The following is a 17683-nucleotide window of genomic DNA, read 5'->3' as shown; positions in this document are numbered from 1 at the left end:
TTATAAAATGCACGATTTTTGATTTTGATGTTGCGTATCAAGCAGATCACGCGATAATTATAGAAACCTCTTTCCCCTTATTAACACAACAGTGGCGACAGTGATGGAAATTCGCGTATACCGGCAAGAAGATTTCGAAGAAGTACTGACCTTGTGGGAGCGCTGCGATCTGCTGCGTCCGTGGAATGATCCGGAACTGGATATTGAGCGCAAGATTAACCACAGCCCGGAGTTTTTCCTGGTGGCCGAAGTTGGCGGGGAAGTGGTCGGCACGCTGATGGGGGGCTATGACGGTCATCGCGGTTCGGTGGGCTATCTTGGCGTACACCCGGATTATCGCGGGCGCGGGATTGCCAATGCGCTGGTGAACCGGCTGGAAAAGAAACTGATTGCCCGTGGCTGCCCAAAAATCAATTTAATGGTGCGTGCTGAAAATGACGCGGTGGTCAGCATGTATGAAAAACTCGGCTACGAGATTTCAGATACGCTGCTGCTGGGTAAACGGCTTATCGAAGATCAGGAATATTAAGCCGGGTCTGCATAAATTAAAAAAGCCCCGACAGGCGATGGCCTTCGGGGCTTTTTACGTTTAAACGCCGGGTGTGATTACTTGATCACTTTTACGCTTTTGACGTCCACTTCCACTGAGTTCCAGTCTTTATCGACTTTACCTTCAATGCGGATTTTGTCTTTTGGTGACACGTTCTGTCCCTGCCAGCGTTTGCCGTCAATTTCTACATTGAGGGTACCGGTGTTGTCGCGGAAAATGTATTTATCATGGTCGATACGCTGATCGATAAAACCTTCCAGCATAATCCATTGATCGTCTTTCATAGTTTGAGCATCTTTTACGGTGCTCAGTGCGGTGGTCCCGGTAAAGCCGCCCTGTGCCGCTGGCTGGGTTTGCGCTTCCTGAGCGGAAGGGCCATTAAAACCGCCGGTTTGCTGGGCATAAACGGACGCTGAACTCAGTGCGATGAGGGCTGCCAGAGTGATTTTCTTCATCATAATAGGTCTTCCTTAATTAACTTTTCTGGTGTGTGTCAGCAACTATGACATCTTTGCGATGTGTTGCCGCGTTGAGGTACAGTAAAGCAGACTGTTCTTAACGGTTTCTTAAGATGCTCTGATTATTGTTTAATTTCACTTAATTCGCAGGAACGTTGTCCTCTTTTATGAACCCGGATGATTATAACGACCACGGAATGTTGCGCCTGCCGCTGTGGTTCTGGACGATTTTGATGTTACAGGCGCGAACCTGGCTGTTGTTTGTCATGGCGGGTGCATCGCGGCAGCAGGGCAATGATTTACTGTCCCTTTTTTATCCCGATCGTCAGAGTTTCTGGTCCGGTATGTTGCTGGGGCTGCCCCCGGCGCTGGTGTTTCTGCTCAGCGGTCGCCGTCATTTATGGCCGCGCATCTGGCAGGCCGGTTACTGGCTGTTGCTGGCGGGCATGTTTGTGACGTTTGCACTGCAGGCGCTCGGGCTTTGGCAAAGTAACGATCTGATTTCCGGCGTGGATATTGCACTCGCGCTGCTCGACGCCGCCGCGCTGGCCTACTGGCTGCTGAGCCGTCGGCTGCGAGCCTGTTTCGATGCGGCGCGCCGTCTGGCATGACGTCATTGAACTTTTTCGGAAAGAAAGCACTCGAACTGGCGCTGAACGCTAAAAGCAGCCGCAGGCTGTATAAAAGTTAATTATCCCTCATTATGCTGCCGGTTTGTCCGTCAGGCCGCACCGGCCAACGGAAACGGGGAGCCAAGGAGTACACTGAATGACTGTTCGCTTACGGGTTCGCCCGATGTTGCTGGCGCTTCCTTTGATCCTCACGGGCTGTTCGTCGATATCGAATATGTCGATGCCGGGCATTTCCTGGTCATCCATGAATCCTCTGAACTGGTTCGGCAGCAGCCTGACGGTGTCTGAAAAAGGTGTCGGTGACATCACCGCCAGCACGCCGCTGACTGAAGATGCGATCAAAGAGGCGCTGGACGGGGATTACACGCTGCGCAGTGGTATGTCGATGAGCAACGGTAAAATGCTCAGTTTCTTCCAGGCGATGGATGGCAAAGACGTGAAAATGTCGATCAGCGGCGAGCCGAAAGGCACTGTGCGGCGGGTTGATGTGACAGACGCCAAAGTCGAAAGCGAATGGGGCGTTAAAATAGGCACTTCCTTTAGCGATCTGTATACCAAAGCCTTTGATGTCTGTGTGAAAGGCGAAGGTGACGATGCGCAGAGTATCGAGTGCAAAGCCCCGCAAAGTGCTCACGTAACTTACGTGTTCAGCGGGATCTGGCACGGCCCGGATTCGCTGATGCCATCGGACGATTCGCTGAAAGACTGGAAAGTCAGCAAAATCATCTGGCGGGCGGATCCTGCTCAGGCAACTGCCGCGCAGTAAGCACGTAAAGCGCTTCTGTCTTCGTTTAAAAACGACGTAATGCCTTGCCTTCGCGCAAGGCATTTTTGTTGACATCCGGTATGATATCGCCGGTCAAATTAACGAGGATAAGATCATGACTCAGGTTCAGAGCGGCATTTTGCCCGAACATTGCCGTTTCGCCATTTATATTGAAGCGAAAGCTCAGGGCGACCTGGATGCGCTCCGGCAGGGCTGCCGGACATTTGTCGCTGCACTCGAAGAGATGCAGCAGAAATTCCCCCATGAACATCTTGGCGCGGTGGTGGCTTTTGGTCACGACGTCTGGCGCGATCTGTCGGGCAATCAGGGTGCGGACGAGCTGAAAGCGTTCGTGCCATTGGGGAAAGGGCTGGCTCCGGCCACGCAGCGCGATATGCTGTTGCACATTCAGTCTTTGCGCCATGACGTGAATTTTGCCGTTGCGCAGGCTGCACTGAAAGCCTTTGGTAAATCCATCGTGGTGGAAGAAGAAACTCATGGTTTCCGTGGAATCGAAGAGCGCGATCTCAGCGGTTTTGTTGATGGCACCGAAAACCCGAAAGCAGAAGCCCGCGCCCAGGTAGCGATTATTCCTGAGGGCAGCGTCGATGCCGGTGGCAGCTACGTGATGGTCCAGCGCTGGAAACATAATCTGGTGCAGTGGGAGCGCTTCTCCGTGCAGCAGCAGGAAGAGGTGATTGGCCGCACCAAAGACACGGATGAAGAGCTGGATTCAGAAACCCGTCCGGACACCTCACACGTCAGCCGTGTTGATCTGAAAGAAGAGGGCAAGGGCCTGAAAATCTTGCGTCAGAGCCTGCCTTACGGCACCGCCAGCGGCGAGCATGGCTTGTACTTCATCAGCTATTGCGCGCGTTTGTGGAACATTGAGAAACAACTGCTGAGCATGTTTGGCGATCTGGATGGCAAACGTGACGCCATGTTGCGCTTCACCCGCCCGGTCACCGGCAGCTATTATTTCGCGCCGTCCCTGACCCGTCTTTTAGCGCTTTAAGCTTTTCCGGCGCGCTCCGCTTTGGGCGCGCTGTTTCCTCCCTCCTGCAATTTCCCCCGCGTTTGTTAATGCCTTATAGCTTTTCATGCTTGAAAATCACCAAATGGTATATAAAACCGTTACAGCCTGACCCTCAGTTATAAATACACTGTGTGATATTGAGCGGCATTTATCAGCGTCGCATATCGGTTCACTCACCTAAGGCTAAGCATGAAAACTACCGGATTGACAGGCAATGTGCTGAAAGGATCTGTGGCGGCATTGTTGCTGGCCAGCGGGGCGGCATCCGCAACCGAATTGCTCAACAGCTCGTATGACGTTTCTCGTGAACTTTTTGCAGCGCTGAACCCGCCGTTCCAGCAGCAGTGGACCGATCAAAATAATGGCGAAAAACTCGAGATCAAACAGTCTCATGCCGGCTCATCAAAGCAGGCACTGGCGATTTTGCAGGGGCTGAAAGCCGATGTGGTCACTTACAACCAGGTAACCGATGTGCAGATCCTGCACGATCGCGGAAATCTGATCCCTGCCGACTGGCAAACCCGCTTGCCGAACAACAGCTCGCCGTTCTATTCCACCATGGCGTTTCTGGTGCGCAAGGGCAATCCCAAGAATATTCACAGCTGGGACGACTTAACCCGTCCGGGCGTGAGCCTGATTTTCCCGAACCCGAAAACCTCCGGCAATGGCCGTTATACCTATCTGGCGGCATGGGGCGCGTTCAATCTTGAAGATAAAAAAGACACCGCACAGACCCGCGCCAAAATGGCCAGCTTTCTGAAGAACGTGCAGGTCTTTGATACCGGAGGCCGTGGCGCGACCACGACTTTTGTCGAGCGCGGTTTGGGTGATGTGCTGATCAGCTTCGAATCTGAAGTGAACAATATCCGCAAACAGTACGGCGACGATCAGTACGAAGTGATTGTTCCGCCGGTGGACATTCTGGCGGAGTTCCCGGTGGCCTGGATCGATAAAAACGTCGAGAAAAATGGCACGGAGAAAGCCGCCAAAGATTACCTGAACTATCTGTGGAGCCCGCAGGCACAGAAAATTATCACCAGTTTTAACTACCGTGTGTATGACAAAACGGCCATGGCGGCGGCGAAAGATCAGTTCCCGGACACCAAACTCTTCAACGTTGAAGATCAGTTTGGCAGCTGGAAACAGGTTATGGACACCCATTTTGGTACCGGCGGTGAGCTGGATAAACTGTTAGAGCAAGGTCACAAGTAATGTTGTTGTCGAGCAAACGCGTACTACCCGGATTTACCCTGAGCCTCGGCAGCAGTTTGCTGTTCGTGTGTCTGGTGCTGCTTCTGCCGCTGAGCGCGCTGGTGATGCAGCTGTCACAAATGACGCTGTCACAATACTGGGATGTGATCACCAACGGTCAGGTCGTGGCGGCCTACAAAGTCACGCTGCTGGCCGCGGGCGTGGCGAGCCTTTTCAACTGCGTTTTCGGCATGCTGATGGCGTGGATCCTCACCCGTTACGAGTTTCCGGGGAAAAGCCTGATCGACGGCCTGATGGATTTACCCTTTGCATTGCCGACTGCGGTGGCAGGGCTGACGCTGGCAGGACTGTTTTCCACCACCGGTTTTTACGGTCAGTGGCTGGCGCATTTTGATATCAAAGTCTCGTACACCTGGATCGGTATTGCGGTGGCGATGGCCTTCACCAGCATCCCGTTTGTGGTGCGAACCGTGCAGCCGGTGCTGGAAGAGTTAGGCCCGGAATATGAAGAAGCGGCCGAAACGCTGGGCGCATCGCGCTGGCAGAGTTTCCGTCGTGTGGTGTTGCCCGAAGTGATGCCTTCGCTGATGGCGGGGACCGCCTTGTCTTTCACCCGCAGCCTGGGTGAATTCGGCGCGGTCATTTTCATCGCCGGTAACATTGCGTGGAAAACGGAAGTGACGTCACTGATGATTTTCATCCGCTTGCAGGAATTTGACTATCCGGCAGCCAGCGCGATTGCGTCGGTTATCCTTGCGGCATCGCTGGTGTTGCTGTTCGCCATTAACACCTTACAGAGCCGTTATGGCCGTCGTCTGGGAGGCCAATAATGTCTGATGTTCCGGATTTTGCAGGGGCTGCCCGCCAGCCCGTCGACTGGGTGAAGTGGGCGCTTATCGGCACAGGGGTGCTGATATGTATCCTGCTGCTGGTGATCCCGATGATCAGCATTTTTGTGCTGGCGTTTTCTGACGGTATTGCTGCGATGTGGAAGAATCTGTCGGATTCCGACATGTTGCACTCCATCTGGCTGACGGTGCTGATGGCGCTGATTACCGTGCCGGTGAACCTGATTTTCGGCACGCTGCTGGCGTGGCTTGTGGCGCGCTTTAATTTCCCAGGCCGCCAGCTGTTGCTGACGCTGATCGACATCCCGTTCGCCGTGTCTCCGGTGGTTGCCGGTCTGCTGTATTTACTGTTCTACGGCACCAACGGCCCGCTCGGTGGCTGGCTGGATGCGCACAACATTCAATTCATGTTCGCCTGGCCGGGTATGGTGATGGTCACGGTGTTCGTCACCTGTCCGTTTGTGATTCGCGAGCTGGTGCCGGTGATGCTGAGTCAGGGCAGCCACGAAGATGAAGCGGCCGTTCTGCTGGGGGCTTCCGGCTGGCAGATGTTCCGCCGCGTGACCTTGCCGAATATCCGCTGGGCATTGCTGTACGGCGTGGTGCTGACCAACGCCCGCGCGATTGGGGAATTCGGGGCAGTTTCTGTCGTTTCCGGTTCTATACGTGGCGAAACCTACACGTTGCCTTTACAAGTCGAATTACTGCATCAGGACTACAACACCGCTGGCGCGTTTACTGCCGCTGCGCTGTTAACCCTGATGGCCATCGTCACACTGTTTCTGAAAAGCGGCCTGCAATGGCGTCTGAAGCGTCACAACGACCGTCTTGAGCGGGAGGAAAGTCATGAGCATTGAAATTAACGGTATCAACAAATATTTTGGCCGCACGAAAGTGCTCAATGATATCTCGCTCGATATTGCTTCCGGAGAGATGGTCGCGCTGCTCGGGCCTTCCGGCTCAGGCAAAACCACGTTGCTGCGCATTATCGCCGGTCTGGAAAACCAGAGCGCCGGGCACATGAGCTTTCACGGTAAGGACGTAACTCGGCTGCACGCCCGCGACCGACAAGTCGGTTTCGTGTTCCAGCATTACGCGCTGTTCCGCCATATGACCGTGTTCGACAACATTGCGTTTGGCCTGACGGTGCTGCCACGCCGCGAGCGTCCGAACGCTGAGGCAATCAAACAGAAAGTCACCAAATTGCTGGAAATGGTGCAGTTAGGCCATCTGGCAAACCGCTATCCGGCCCAGCTTTCCGGTGGTCAGAAACAGCGTGTGGCACTAGCCCGTGCGCTGGCGGTGGAACCGCAAATTCTGCTACTGGATGAACCTTTTGGGGCGCTGGATGCGCAGGTGCGTAAAGAGCTGCGCCGCTGGCTGCGTCAGTTGCATGAAGAACTGAAATTCACCAGCGTGTTCGTGACGCACGATCAGGAAGAAGCGATGGAAGTCGCTGACCGTGTGGTGGTGATGAGCCAGGGGAATATCGAACAGGTGGGCGCACCGCAGGAAATCTGGCGCGACCCGGCGACCCGCTTCGTGCTGGAATTCATGGGTGAAGTGAATAAAATAGGCGGCGAAATTCGAGGCTCACAGCTGTATGTCGGCGCGCATCACTGGCCATTGGAGAACCCGCCACTGCATCAGGGCGCGGTGGATTTATTCCTGCGCCCCTGGGAAATGGAGATCACGCCGCAAAGTTCGGCACGTTGCCCTTTGCCGGTAAAAGTGCTGGAAGTCAGCCCGCGCGGTCATTTCTGGCAACTCATCGTTCAGGCCGAGGGCTGGCATGATGAACCGCTTGCTGTTGTGCTTTCTGAAACGCATGGCAGCCACGCCCCTCAGCGTGGCGACCGCTTCTACGTCGGCGGGCTGAATGGCCGCCTGTATGCTGGCGATCAGCCACTGCAAGCCGTGGCACTGGCGAAATCTGCCTGAATACACATTCCCGACAGCCCATCTCAAAGCAGCATCAGGCTGCTTTGAGGTTCCCGATATCTTTTTTTGTGAACACCTTTCATCCGTCTGTCTCCCCGAACAAAGCCACGTAAACGCACACCGGCGCCTTATCATTGCATTGCGAAATGAGGTGGTGACTTTTAAAAACAACAGAGAATCATTAATCTTTCATGTAACAGGCTGCTTTATAAGCAGTAATTAACGAGGGAATAATAAATAGTAAATAATGATGATTCATGATTTTTCTATTTAATTCTCGAATGCCATTTTTTGCAGGTTGCCTTGTTTTTTACTTAACTCTTTGAGTCGATAATTCTATTTTTCATGTCAATTTAAATATTTTAACTCCCCCGACACCCTGAACGCATTTTTTATGTAGGACTATTTTTCTTTTTTTTCATGACGTTATGAGTTTTTCAAGTAACCGGTTATCTAGTTATTAATTAAGTCCCTTTGAGAGAAGTGTTTTTAAAAACAAATCATCTAATTAATCTAATTTTTATATGTGTGCGATCTTTTAGATCATTTAAAAGAATATAAAAATATTGTTGCGGTGATAATTCTTATTGAATAGAATGCCCAGACTTGAAAATCAGCGCATTCTTATATTTTATTTTTGCATGTTTATTATGCGGAGTAGGTATTTTTTCTCTTAGGGATTACTATGCGAATAATATGGAAATCATCTTTTTTATTACTGCTAATGGTTGTTGTAACAGGATGCACTAACAAAGTGCTGCCGGTGCAACAACAGACTGGCCCAAGTAATAAAGCATGCTTGAAAGAATTTGAGGCCTTGGGGGATCTTGACCCAATTGGCTATGATTTATATGCGAAACAGTTTGCAGAAATTAATAAAAACTATGCAACGTACAAATCACAGGGTAACAATGTCAATAAAGATGCCAAAGAAATCCTGAGCCTGGAACTGGACGCAAAGTTACAACTCGTCTGCGCAAGAGTAAAAAACTCCGTATTTCATAGCATGCAAAAACGTTCGGTTGAATTGAACAGTATTTAACGAAATGATGCTTTAAATATACATAATTTATATATTTCACTGCTATCACACATGTCAGAATTATTTGTTTAATTCAAAGGCAGTGTCGCAGTGGAACTCTATTTGGATAGGTCTACGTCCTGTTGAATAACATAAAATATCAGTGCTGATATGTGTTATGTAGTGTAGTAAGTTGTAAACCCAAGAACTCAGTATTCTCTGTGAATTTACACAAAAGAATTCACTCAGCGAATCTGAGAAAAGAAATAATCTCTTATATTATGGAAAATATGATGAATAATTTTGTTAATAAATTAAAGACAAAGGCTAACCGTTACGCTGAGCTTAAAAAGCAACGCGGTATGAGCTTACTGGAAGTCATTATCGTACTGGGCATCATTGGTACAATGGCAGCTGCAGTCGTTATTCTTGCGCAGCGTGCATTCGATAGCCAGGACATTACCGATTTGGTGGATAATACGAACACGGTGCGTGTTGCAGTAAATAATACCTACAAAGATGCAGGCGTATATCCAACAACTGCCGCTTCACCAGTCGGCCTTGTAGGTGCAGCTGGTTTAGCGAGTAAACAAGGTGCTGCTGCACCAATTGCGTCAACAATTGTTAACCTTGGTCAGGCATCTGAACCTGAAGTTAAAAATGGTATTTCAGGCGACTATTTCTTCATGCAAGGTGCAAAATTAACAACTGCAGCAGGTAGTACCGCCAAAGGATTCGTGCTGTCCATTAACGGTCTCGATCAGGGCCAATGTCGTAGTTTGATTATGCAACTCGGTAATTCCTGGGATTACGTCGAGGTGGCAACAGCCGCAGCAGGCGCTGACGCCACTATGCCTACTGTATTAGATGGTGCAGTTACTATAACTTCAGCTACAGGTACGGCACAGGGGATATTGAAAAGCTTTGCCACCGGTGGTCAGGTTCAGATCACTGCGGATGCAGCATCATACGCTTGTAGCAGTACAAACACTAACGCCGTACTTTTAGGCAGTAAGTAATTTAGCTCTCGCCCTCTCTGTTCAAGAGAGGGCGTTTTTAATAAAAGGCTGCAATCACGTGCAAAAGAGAAATTCAGGCTTTTCACTTTTGGAAGTTATCATTGTTTTAGCACTAATCGGAATGATGTTAGTGATGCTAGCCAGTTATAAGAAAAAACAGGCCGAGGAACTCAGAAATGAAGTCAATGCAAATGCTATTGTACAAGAAATGTATGGGCTCCTGAAATTTGCCAATGAAGACGAGGTGGCGTTAGATAATACCACGACACCAGAAATCAACCCTTTATATATTAAAGGGCAAGGTGCGATAGCTGCCTATGCAGATGTTTTTGATAAGCGTGTAAAAAACAGCGATTTATTAGACCAGATGCAGACGGATGATTATCTTTCCTGGAGTGGTAAAGATTCAAAGCGACAATATTTTACAAATAAAAAATGTGATGGGAGTGGTAATGATCCCACAAATGGTCAGGTAAAAAGAAATTTTGATGATGATTATATTCTCTGCAAATTACCTGATATAGCCTTGAAAGGGAAAATGCAATTCGACAGGATTGACCTTGTTGGGAGCACAACAGAACCCCTGGCCATTAACCGTGTGGATTTTGTTGTCAGATATCTTCCTGACGCAAAAGGTGAAGAGCTTCATTTCGAAAAATTAAAACCTGCATTTGATCAGGCGCTTTCACACTATAAAATTAACTATAAGCAAGCCGCGTTATTACGGCGCTCAACAGGCAGTTCAAACAAATCATGGCAGGTGATTTTGCTTAAACAAAATAATACCACCAGTGTGATTGAATTTGGCTCGGTTGCCAGCCATACAGCAGATCTGACAAATTCAAAAAATGAAGAATATGCGATCAGATTTAGCTTTGAAATGGGCATCGGCAAAAATACTAAATCTGACGGTTCAGTGGGCGTAAATAAACAGTGCTGGAATATTAATTCACAGATGACCGGCCCCTGTATTGCGGCAGAAGACGCTGACAAACTCTCTATTTACAGCGGTACTGGCAGTACGTCGCATACACCAGGGCTGTGCTGGGATTCTAAAAGCAGTAAAAGTTTACCTTGCTTGTCTGTGGCTGAAGGGCAAGGGGTCAATAAGGATGATCAGGTGATGCGTTTAACCACGGAAAAAAATAATCAAACGGTTACCGGTACACTCATGGCCAATATTATCGTCGAGAATACCAGCAACCTGGATGCCAAAGGCCAACCTGAATTACTGACTATTCCTGTCGTTGAATACCGGGCATTTGGTAACGATTTTAATGATGGCAAAAAAGATAACACTTACATCGGCAATGTGAGCACAGAATCCGGCACGATGAAGGTCAATGTTCAGAAATGCCCTGTTGCTCCCGGAGGCAGAGAGATGTATCCGCGTCTGGTGGCTGCTATTTCCTCTGTGGCTGCGGATGTTGGGGTCGACGTCAATAATCAGAGTCTAGAGAGTGATTTTGCGAATGTTGCGCAAAACCGAACACATCTTGGTGCGGTTGGCCGTTTAGCCGGGGTAGCTCTTCAGGTGAATTTAAACAGTAAAGATACTGACTGGACGGTAAGTTCAACGTCAGCTGTTTACGATAACGCGACCGGATTGGGAGTTAACCTGATTAACTCGACCTCGGTTTCGGTCGTGCTGACTTCATGGTGCAGCACCATACCGCAATAGAAAATGAAAAATGGTACTTAGCCATGTCCATTAATATCAGAAATAAGATATTCAGAGGGAATTATGAACAAAGGGAACTTGAAAAAGAAACAACGGAATTTCTGTTGTTTTCTGATGCTGCTGTTTGTCTCTGGCGGTGTATTGGCAGAAGGAAGTTCTGATGCACAAAAACATAATCCCTTTAGTGGATCCGGAGGTAATGGTGACAACGGGGTTTATGGATCTATTTTAACGTCATCTGAATTTGATAATAAAACGCCACAGCAGGCTCCCAAAACACTGGTGACTCCCGTACAGCCTATGGCATCAGGGCCGTTAAATTCGGGCACACCAGCAGCCGCTTCTGCACGGGTATTGGTGCTTCATGAAAATATGCTTCTTAGTCAGGGGCTGAATGAATGGGCAAAGGATTCAGGCTATAAAATGCTCTGGAACAGTGCCAAAGATTATATTATCTACAGTACGATTTCGTTTACCGGTAAAACTCAGGATGAAGTGCTGGGTGAATTAGGTAAGCTTTTCGCTTCCGAAAATTATGGTTTGGTAATCAAATTTTATCAAAAAAATAATGTACTCCTGGTTGATGAGCAATAATATGCAAAATAATCTTGTGAAGAATAAATTCATCTTTTTAACCTTGCTGCTTTCAATTCAGGGCTGTACAAATATTGATGATAAATATGATGTTGCAAAATTAACAGAGAATAAAGACGACAAAATCACTACTACGGATGATGTGAAGACCCGTCCTTATCAAAAGTTTGATACAGCTTTCTTGGGAAAAGAAGTTAATTACAACCCTAAAACTCAAGAGTTACTGGCTAAACACGTAAGTATCCAGTCCTATGAACAGATGGATCTGGATACTCTGATGAATGCGGTCGCAGAGCAAACAGGGATCAGTTTTCGTCTGAATTATTCAGTGCCTGGCACAGGTACAGCCAAAACGGATGAGACAAATGATCCAAAAAAAGATAGCCGTAGCGTCAATTTTTCCGGCAACTTTGAAGAGTTCATGCGTTATATCTCAGCCCTTTACGACGTAAATACTGTTCTTGATGATAATAACGTTCTTAAATTGGATTTGTATGGTTCCTATATTATTAAGATGGATTTCTATGGTGAAGATACCAAAACTGAATCCAGTCTGGATATTGCAGGTAATTCATCGACTTCAGGTGGCGGATTAAAAGGTAAATCGGAGACGAAATTTGAGTCATCGTATTGGGATGATATTGAAGACATGGCTGATAAATACGTCTCCAGCGGTGTTTATACGATTTTTAAAGACGCTTCAATATTAACGTTTTCCGGGCGGCCTTCTGAATATAACACGCTTAACGAGGTGTTGAAAAAATATCAGGTAGATAACAATAAACAATTTGTTGTGACGTATAAGATTTATACCTTAGACAAAACAAAAATGAAGCAGTTGAGTGCCGGCGCCACCATGCAGTATAAAGAGGGCGGGACGACATTCAATATTGACAGCAATAAGATCCTGACGAATATGGATGGCGGCATGTCGTTTGGCCGTAACTTCTATGCTGGCTCTGATCATACCCTGAATGTCAGCGCACAGATGAATGCGCTCTATGAAATTACCGGTAATAAAGTTATTCAGAGCGGGTCATTTGTCACGCGCAATGGTATTCCGATTCCGTTGAATATGACCCAAACTCAGCATTATGTCTCCGGCAGAACGCTGACCACTAATGATCTTACCTCGACTGAAGATACCTCCATTGAGACCTCAGAGATCATTACCGGGACGAGTTTCATTATTACGCCACGTGTTCAAAATGATGGCCGCATCGAAGTCACCAGTGGTTTTACCAAACGCTATTTAAATGGCATCGATACGTTTGATTTAGTTCAGCTGCCTAATACGACAACAACAGAAATGTTCAACACCACGATGGTTTCTGCAGGCACGATGCTGATGGTCGGGAAATACGAGGCCCAGGAATCGAATGATGGCCATAGCTACGTGATGTTGGGAGCGGATGCCACTAATTCTGAAAACTCGGTCACCGTGGTGACGGTCGTCGGCATTGATTACTACCGGGCTCCGACGTCGGCTAAGTGAGTTATGATGATAAAGCATCTGCATGATAATAATCTTTTAACCGGTCTCATCTGGGAACCGGTTGACACTGTTAAAAACAGTAAAAGTTATCAACAGTGGTTGAGTAAACTTCGCAAAACGCAGAGTCAGTTAGTTTATACCACGAATAATGGCGGTCTTCTTAAAGGTTATTCAGATAAGAAGTTCTCAGATCTTGAACCTTTTGCTATTTATGTAAAGAATGAATTCGGTGATGGGGTTTATTATATCCGCGGGCCACTGGCGGATGATGAAATCTACTTTCTTATTATAACCGATGACCGGATCCTGAGTGGCAGTGACCGGGTGGTAAAAACGGGCTTCTTCGACACCCTTATTCAACAGATGAAAGAAAGTGAATATTCACATCTGAAAGTGAACGAACTGAGTCAGCAGTGGATTGACGTTGTTGCGGAAAGATGTCGTCAGAAAAAAATTAATACGCAAAAGAAAAAACGACTCTTCGCTCTCGGTGTCGGTCTTGCGGGTTCATTATTGCTCATTACAGTTATATTTATACTTAACATGTTGCTGGAATAAGGTTTTATGAAAAGCGGACTGTATTTTTGGAAGAACAGCAGAAAACCCAGCAAAACCATGGGGATTGTCATCGCGCTCATCGTTCTTGTTTTAGCAGGGGGCGCTGCCGGTTGGTATTACCTGATTTATACGCCTCATAAACAGCATGAGGAAGAACTCAAAAGAAAAGAACAGGCTATTCAGGCTAAGATATCACAAGTTTCAAGTTTTTATGATACGAACCTCGGTGGCGGAAGTATTGAACGCCTGGCTTTATTGCTGTCTGAAATGTATAAAAGCAGGTTGAAATTAAGCCTGTCTGGATATGATGAAAAATCAGCAACCTGTACTACGTCTGGCTGTACATTCAACTATGACATTCAGAAGGGCCATGTTTTTAGTCTGCAAAATAAAGAAATCTGGGGAAGCGTTTTCTCAGGAAGCTTTTCAGAAAAAGAAGTCAGTTTTTCAGACATACCATCTAAGTTAGATAGTAATGTTTTGCTTAAAAAATATAAAGCTAATGAAGATGTCAATGTAACAGAATGTGGGAGAATGCTTAATTATATTTACTCTTTGAATTCTTCTGGAATGATATTGGGAATGTTTGAGGTTACAACTCCGCCAGCATCAAGCGTCATTGAAATTGAAAAAGAACTTGGTGTCAGGGGGAAATATTACGGTTTACTTTTTGGTTCATGGAAGATGGAAACGAAAGAAAATAGTATTCCTCATTTAATTAGCATCTTTGAAGGTCTGGCTTTTCGTGATGATTTTATCATCAAAAGTATCGACATTAAATCAGGCGTTGTCAGCATCTCAGGAGGTTTCGTATGCAAAACTGGAAGTTAACTTTTTCTTTACTGCTGGTGTTAAACCCAGTTTCATTTCAAATTTTTGCTGCTGAATCTTCGGTGAATCCGGCAGAACCTGCGAATACGGCTGAAAGTATCCCAACGCCTGTACAGGAACATATTATTCAGATGATGCAGAATGATATTACCTTCGATGCACAAAAGAGGGAATTATCGAATGAGCTTGAGCTCGAAAAAATACGCAGCGAAATAAATAAGTTGAAAGAGGATAATGAACCTATATCCGTTGAGCCTGTGCGTGCTCCGGAGGTCGCTGAGCCCGTTCAGCCCGATGTTCAACCTGTTGAAACTGTAGAAGCTGTGGCATTGCCAAAAGTCGTGCTGGTTTCTGAAATTGCCGGCGTGTCACGGGTGGCTGTGTCCTCTGGTGATGGCGTTAAAATGGTCAGGCTGAACGAGAAATTTACCCAGGAAGGGCATCAGTTCATCGTTTCCAATTCCGGACGAGGGATGCCAACTGTGAGGGAAGTCACTAAGTGAGTTTAGGTGTTATTTATTTGGATAATGACGCTATTCTCAATGGTGAATGGCGTTTTACTGAGTATGCAGAAGATCTCATTACTGCTGAGAGTCAGGGTGGGGAATATTTACTCACGCGTTCAACTTTACTTGAAAAACTCGCCACACTTGATAGTGATCTTTATCAGCTTAAAACGTTCTATGAATGTGATGTGTGCGGTGTCGCTATCATCAGTGAGGACGATTATTTTATTGTCCTTGAGCAAACGTCGGTTAACCGTAGAAAGCTGACACTTATTGATAACAGTGATATTCAAAACTCACTGGAGAAGTTGTTACTGAACGCTGTTAATTTAGGCGCAAGCGACCTCCATATTACCCGTAACGATAATATTGCTCAGGTAGAGTTCAGAATAAATGGTGTACTGAGCGTCTTCACCCAGATGAAATCTGACAGGTGCGATGAGCTGGTCTTCGTTTTATATAATGTGGAGGCCAGTACCAAAGATACCACCTGGAACCGGGCTATACCGCAAAGCGCAAACATTCTGTATACACTGGCGAATAAAAACTACCGTTTCCGCTATGCTCATTTCCCCATTTTCGGTGAAACGGCGGGTTGTTACCATGCGGTATTACGTATTATCCCTTCGGGTATACAAAAGGGCGCCATCGCCAGCTTAGATAAATTAGGTGTTAATAACGAGGAGTTGACTGACCTCAAAAAAATTCTGAGCAATCCTTACGGTGCTTATATTATCGCAGGGACGACCGGTTCAGGTAAGTCAACCACGTTGAAGAATTTAATGGAGTGGCTGCAAATTAACCGGTATGACGACCGTGGTTGTTTTCTTACCGTCGAGGATCCGGTTGAGTATCAGATTTATGGCGCCAAGCAAAGCTCAGTGCTGAATGCTGAAGGCGGCGGTTTTCATCTGGCGATAAAATCCGCATTGCGTCGCGACCCGGATGTATTGATGGTCGGGGAAATACGCGACACCATTTCCGCTAACGCACTTGCCGGTGCAGTAGAAAGCGGACACTACTGTTTTACCACCGTACATGCAGGGAATATTGTTTCCTTATTGCAACGTTTATCCGCGTTAGGGATTACCAGCGATAAGCTCTCGACGCCAGGTTTTGTTGCAGGCTTGCAGTGTCAGAAACTGGTTCCGGTAATCTGTGAGCACTGTAAAGTCAGCCGCGAGATAATTCTTCTTGATCGCCATTTTAATGTTTTTTCGCGCAGTAATGATGGATGTGTACGATGTAATCATACCGGTATTTCCGGGCGTCAGCTGGTTCTTGAATATATGCGCCCAGGCTATGAAGAACTTGAAGCCATTGCGAAGCAGGAGTGGTTAAGAGTTTATACAATCTGGCGTGAAAAGCGTAAAAGAAAAGCTTCGCTTTCAGAGGGTTTCGAAATCAAAGAAAAAGTCATGGCGAAAGTGCTTGCAGGTAAAGTCTGCGCTTCCTGGTTTGAAATGGAGTTCGGTGAGCTTGAGAGTGAAAGCCTGGAGGTGATCCTTGAGAAAATTTAGTAAAAAGCATCGTCTTTATTTATACCAGTTCTGCTCTGATATGATTAACGCGGACTTGCCCCTTTATGAGTCACTGTTAAAACTTCAGGTGGAAAGCCAAGTATTACTCGGGAAATCATTTGGTATCAAACTCCAGTTTTTAATTTCGAAAATGAAGGGCGGTATTTCGATTGCTTCGGTGTTTCAGGATCTTGTACCGCGCGATGAACTGAGTATTATTCATGCCTCCGAGCGCAGTGGCGGGTTAGCTGACGGATTTATGACGTTGGTGAATATTATTGAGTATAATGATTTGTTAATGAAAAAACTGATATCAGCCGTGACCTTTCCCATCATTATGATGGTATTGGCGCTGGGTGTTATTACCGGTTATGCGCTCAAGGTGTTTCCTGCTTTTGCCGAGGTCGTGCCCATTGATCACTGGCCGGTGATAACACAGCGATTATTTAATTTTGGCACGGCGTTATTTCACGGGTTATGGATTTTTATTATTTTGGGTTTTGTTGGTGCGTTTTTTTTGATGCGTTTCATGATGGCGAATTTTACCGGTGACTTGAGAAACAGATACCTCGATAAAATCATGCCCTTTTCAACATTTAAGCAAATATCGGCATCTGTTTTTTTGAATAACCTTGCCCGAATGTTGAAAAATAACATTCCGATTAATGACAGCCTGAACATACTGGCACTTAATGCTAACCGCTGGTTAAAGTCCCATGTGGATGCCATGCTGTTGAAAATGACCTCGGGGGAAAATTACGGTGACTCATTAAATACTGGCCTGTTCGGTGCAGAAGAACTACTCAACATTACACTGTATTCGAGTTTACCCTCTTTTAATGATGTATTGACTGCGGTGTCTGACAAGTCAAGGGTAAAAATTCAGGAGTATATTGTTAAGGTTTCCGGGCTGTTAAAAGCGCTTTCAACATTGATTCTGGGTGGTTGTGTTATTTGGGTGTTTCTGTCGTTGTATGCGCTGACAGACGCAATTTCTAAAATGTCGCAATATTAA

19 protein-coding genes are annotated in these 17683 nt (G+C 46.8%); 18 read left to right on the top strand and 1 reads right to left on the bottom strand.

Annotated elements, in window-relative coordinates; all coding sequences use genetic code 11:
* The first annotated feature begins 103 nt into the window (after positions 1–103).
* Positions 104–529 (top strand): GNAT family acetyltransferase, encoded by a 426-nt coding sequence (locus ACQZQY_RS20505; RefSeq protein WP_056781138.1) that lies wholly within the window; start codon positions 104–106, stop codon positions 527–529.
* 77 nt (positions 530–606) lie between these two features.
* Here the strand turns inward: ACQZQY_RS20505 and ACQZQY_RS20500 are convergent, their stop codons facing one another.
* Positions 607–1005, bottom strand: a complete 399-nt coding sequence (locus ACQZQY_RS20500; protein WP_056781648.1) for a YgiW/YdeI family stress tolerance OB fold protein — start codon at positions 1003–1005, stop codon at positions 607–609.
* A gap of 170 nt (positions 1006–1175) precedes the next feature.
* Between ACQZQY_RS20500 and ACQZQY_RS20495 the strand changes: the two genes are divergently transcribed.
* From ACQZQY_RS20495 to ACQZQY_RS20415, 17 genes are all read left to right on the top strand, one after another.
* Entirely contained in the window at positions 1176–1619 is a 444-nt protein-coding gene (locus ACQZQY_RS20495) for a DUF2919 domain-containing protein (RefSeq protein ID WP_122097446.1), read from the top strand.
* A 157-nt stretch (positions 1620–1776) separates the two neighbouring features.
* On the top strand, positions 1777–2406 hold the full coding sequence (locus ACQZQY_RS20490; protein WP_136377195.1) for an RpoE-regulated lipoprotein: 630 nt from the start codon (positions 1777–1779) through the stop codon (positions 2404–2406).
* 115 nt (positions 2407–2521) lie between these two features.
* Positions 2522–3421, top strand: a complete 900-nt coding sequence (locus ACQZQY_RS20485) for a Dyp-type peroxidase (protein ID WP_183847917.1) — start codon at positions 2522–2524, stop codon at positions 3419–3421.
* Between the two features lie 210 nt (positions 3422–3631).
* Complete coding sequence (gene cysP / locus ACQZQY_RS20480) at positions 3632–4654, top strand: thiosulfate ABC transporter substrate-binding protein CysP (RefSeq protein WP_431296307.1); 1023 nt, start codon at positions 3632–3634, stop codon at positions 4652–4654.
* Positions 4654–5484 (top strand): sulfate/thiosulfate ABC transporter permease CysT, encoded by an 831-nt coding sequence (cysT, locus tag ACQZQY_RS20475; protein WP_056781124.1) that lies wholly within the window; start codon positions 4654–4656, stop codon positions 5482–5484. The genes cysP and cysT overlap by 1 nt, the downstream gene beginning before the upstream one ends.
* Positions 5484–6359, top strand: coding sequence for a sulfate/thiosulfate ABC transporter permease CysW (gene cysW, locus ACQZQY_RS20470; RefSeq protein ID WP_431296306.1), 876 nt, complete (start codon positions 5484–5486; stop codon positions 6357–6359). Before cysT ends, cysW begins: the two co-directional genes overlap by 1 nt.
* Entirely contained in the window at positions 6349–7443 is a 1095-nt protein-coding gene (gene cysA / locus ACQZQY_RS20465; protein ID WP_414070625.1) for a sulfate/thiosulfate ABC transporter ATP-binding protein CysA, read from the top strand. The genes cysW and cysA overlap by 11 nt, the downstream gene beginning before the upstream one ends.
* Positions 7444–8128: 685 nt before the next feature.
* On the top strand, positions 8129–8485 hold the full coding sequence (locus ACQZQY_RS20460) for a hypothetical protein (protein ID WP_162997925.1): 357 nt from the start codon (positions 8129–8131) through the stop codon (positions 8483–8485).
* A 200-nt stretch (positions 8486–8685) separates the two neighbouring features.
* Complete coding sequence (locus ACQZQY_RS20455) at positions 8686–9483, top strand: type IV pilus major pilin (RefSeq protein WP_431296305.1); 798 nt, start codon at positions 8686–8688, stop codon at positions 9481–9483.
* A 58-nt stretch (positions 9484–9541) separates the two neighbouring features.
* Complete coding sequence (locus tag ACQZQY_RS20450) at positions 9542–11164, top strand: type II secretion system protein (RefSeq protein WP_431296304.1); 1623 nt, start codon at positions 9542–9544, stop codon at positions 11162–11164.
* 63 nt (positions 11165–11227) lie between these two features.
* Positions 11228–11758, top strand: coding sequence for a toxin co-regulated pilus biosynthesis Q family protein (locus ACQZQY_RS20445; protein ID WP_260307295.1), 531 nt, complete (start codon positions 11228–11230; stop codon positions 11756–11758).
* 1 nt (position 11759) lies between these two features.
* Entirely contained in the window at positions 11760–13253 is a 1494-nt protein-coding gene (locus ACQZQY_RS20440; RefSeq protein ID WP_183847904.1) for a type II and III secretion system protein, read from the top strand.
* A gap of 3 nt (positions 13254–13256) precedes the next feature.
* Positions 13257–13811 (top strand): hypothetical protein, encoded by a 555-nt coding sequence (locus tag ACQZQY_RS20435; protein ID WP_431296303.1) that lies wholly within the window; start codon positions 13257–13259, stop codon positions 13809–13811.
* Between the two features lie 6 nt (positions 13812–13817).
* On the top strand, positions 13818–14642 hold the full coding sequence (locus ACQZQY_RS20430; protein ID WP_431296302.1) for a hypothetical protein: 825 nt from the start codon (positions 13818–13820) through the stop codon (positions 14640–14642).
* Positions 14624–15145: a hypothetical protein gene (locus ACQZQY_RS20425; RefSeq protein WP_431296301.1), complete on the top strand. Its 522-nt coding sequence runs from the start codon at positions 14624–14626 to the stop codon at positions 15143–15145. The genes ACQZQY_RS20430 and ACQZQY_RS20425 overlap by 19 nt, the downstream gene beginning before the upstream one ends.
* A complete protein-coding gene (locus ACQZQY_RS20420; RefSeq protein ID WP_431296300.1) occupies positions 15142–16668 on the top strand; it encodes an ATPase, T2SS/T4P/T4SS family in 1527 nt (508 codons plus the stop codon). Before ACQZQY_RS20425 ends, ACQZQY_RS20420 begins: the two co-directional genes overlap by 4 nt.
* Positions 16655–17683 (top strand): type II secretion system F family protein, encoded by a 1029-nt coding sequence (locus tag ACQZQY_RS20415; RefSeq protein ID WP_183847896.1) that lies wholly within the window; start codon positions 16655–16657, stop codon positions 17681–17683. Before ACQZQY_RS20420 ends, ACQZQY_RS20415 begins: the two co-directional genes overlap by 14 nt.

It is taken from the genome of Rahnella sp. PAMC25559, assembly GCF_050632365.1.
GTDB lineage: Bacteria > Pseudomonadota > Gammaproteobacteria > Enterobacterales > Enterobacteriaceae > Rahnella > Rahnella rivi.
This window is presented reverse-complemented; position numbering and strand designations above follow the sequence as displayed.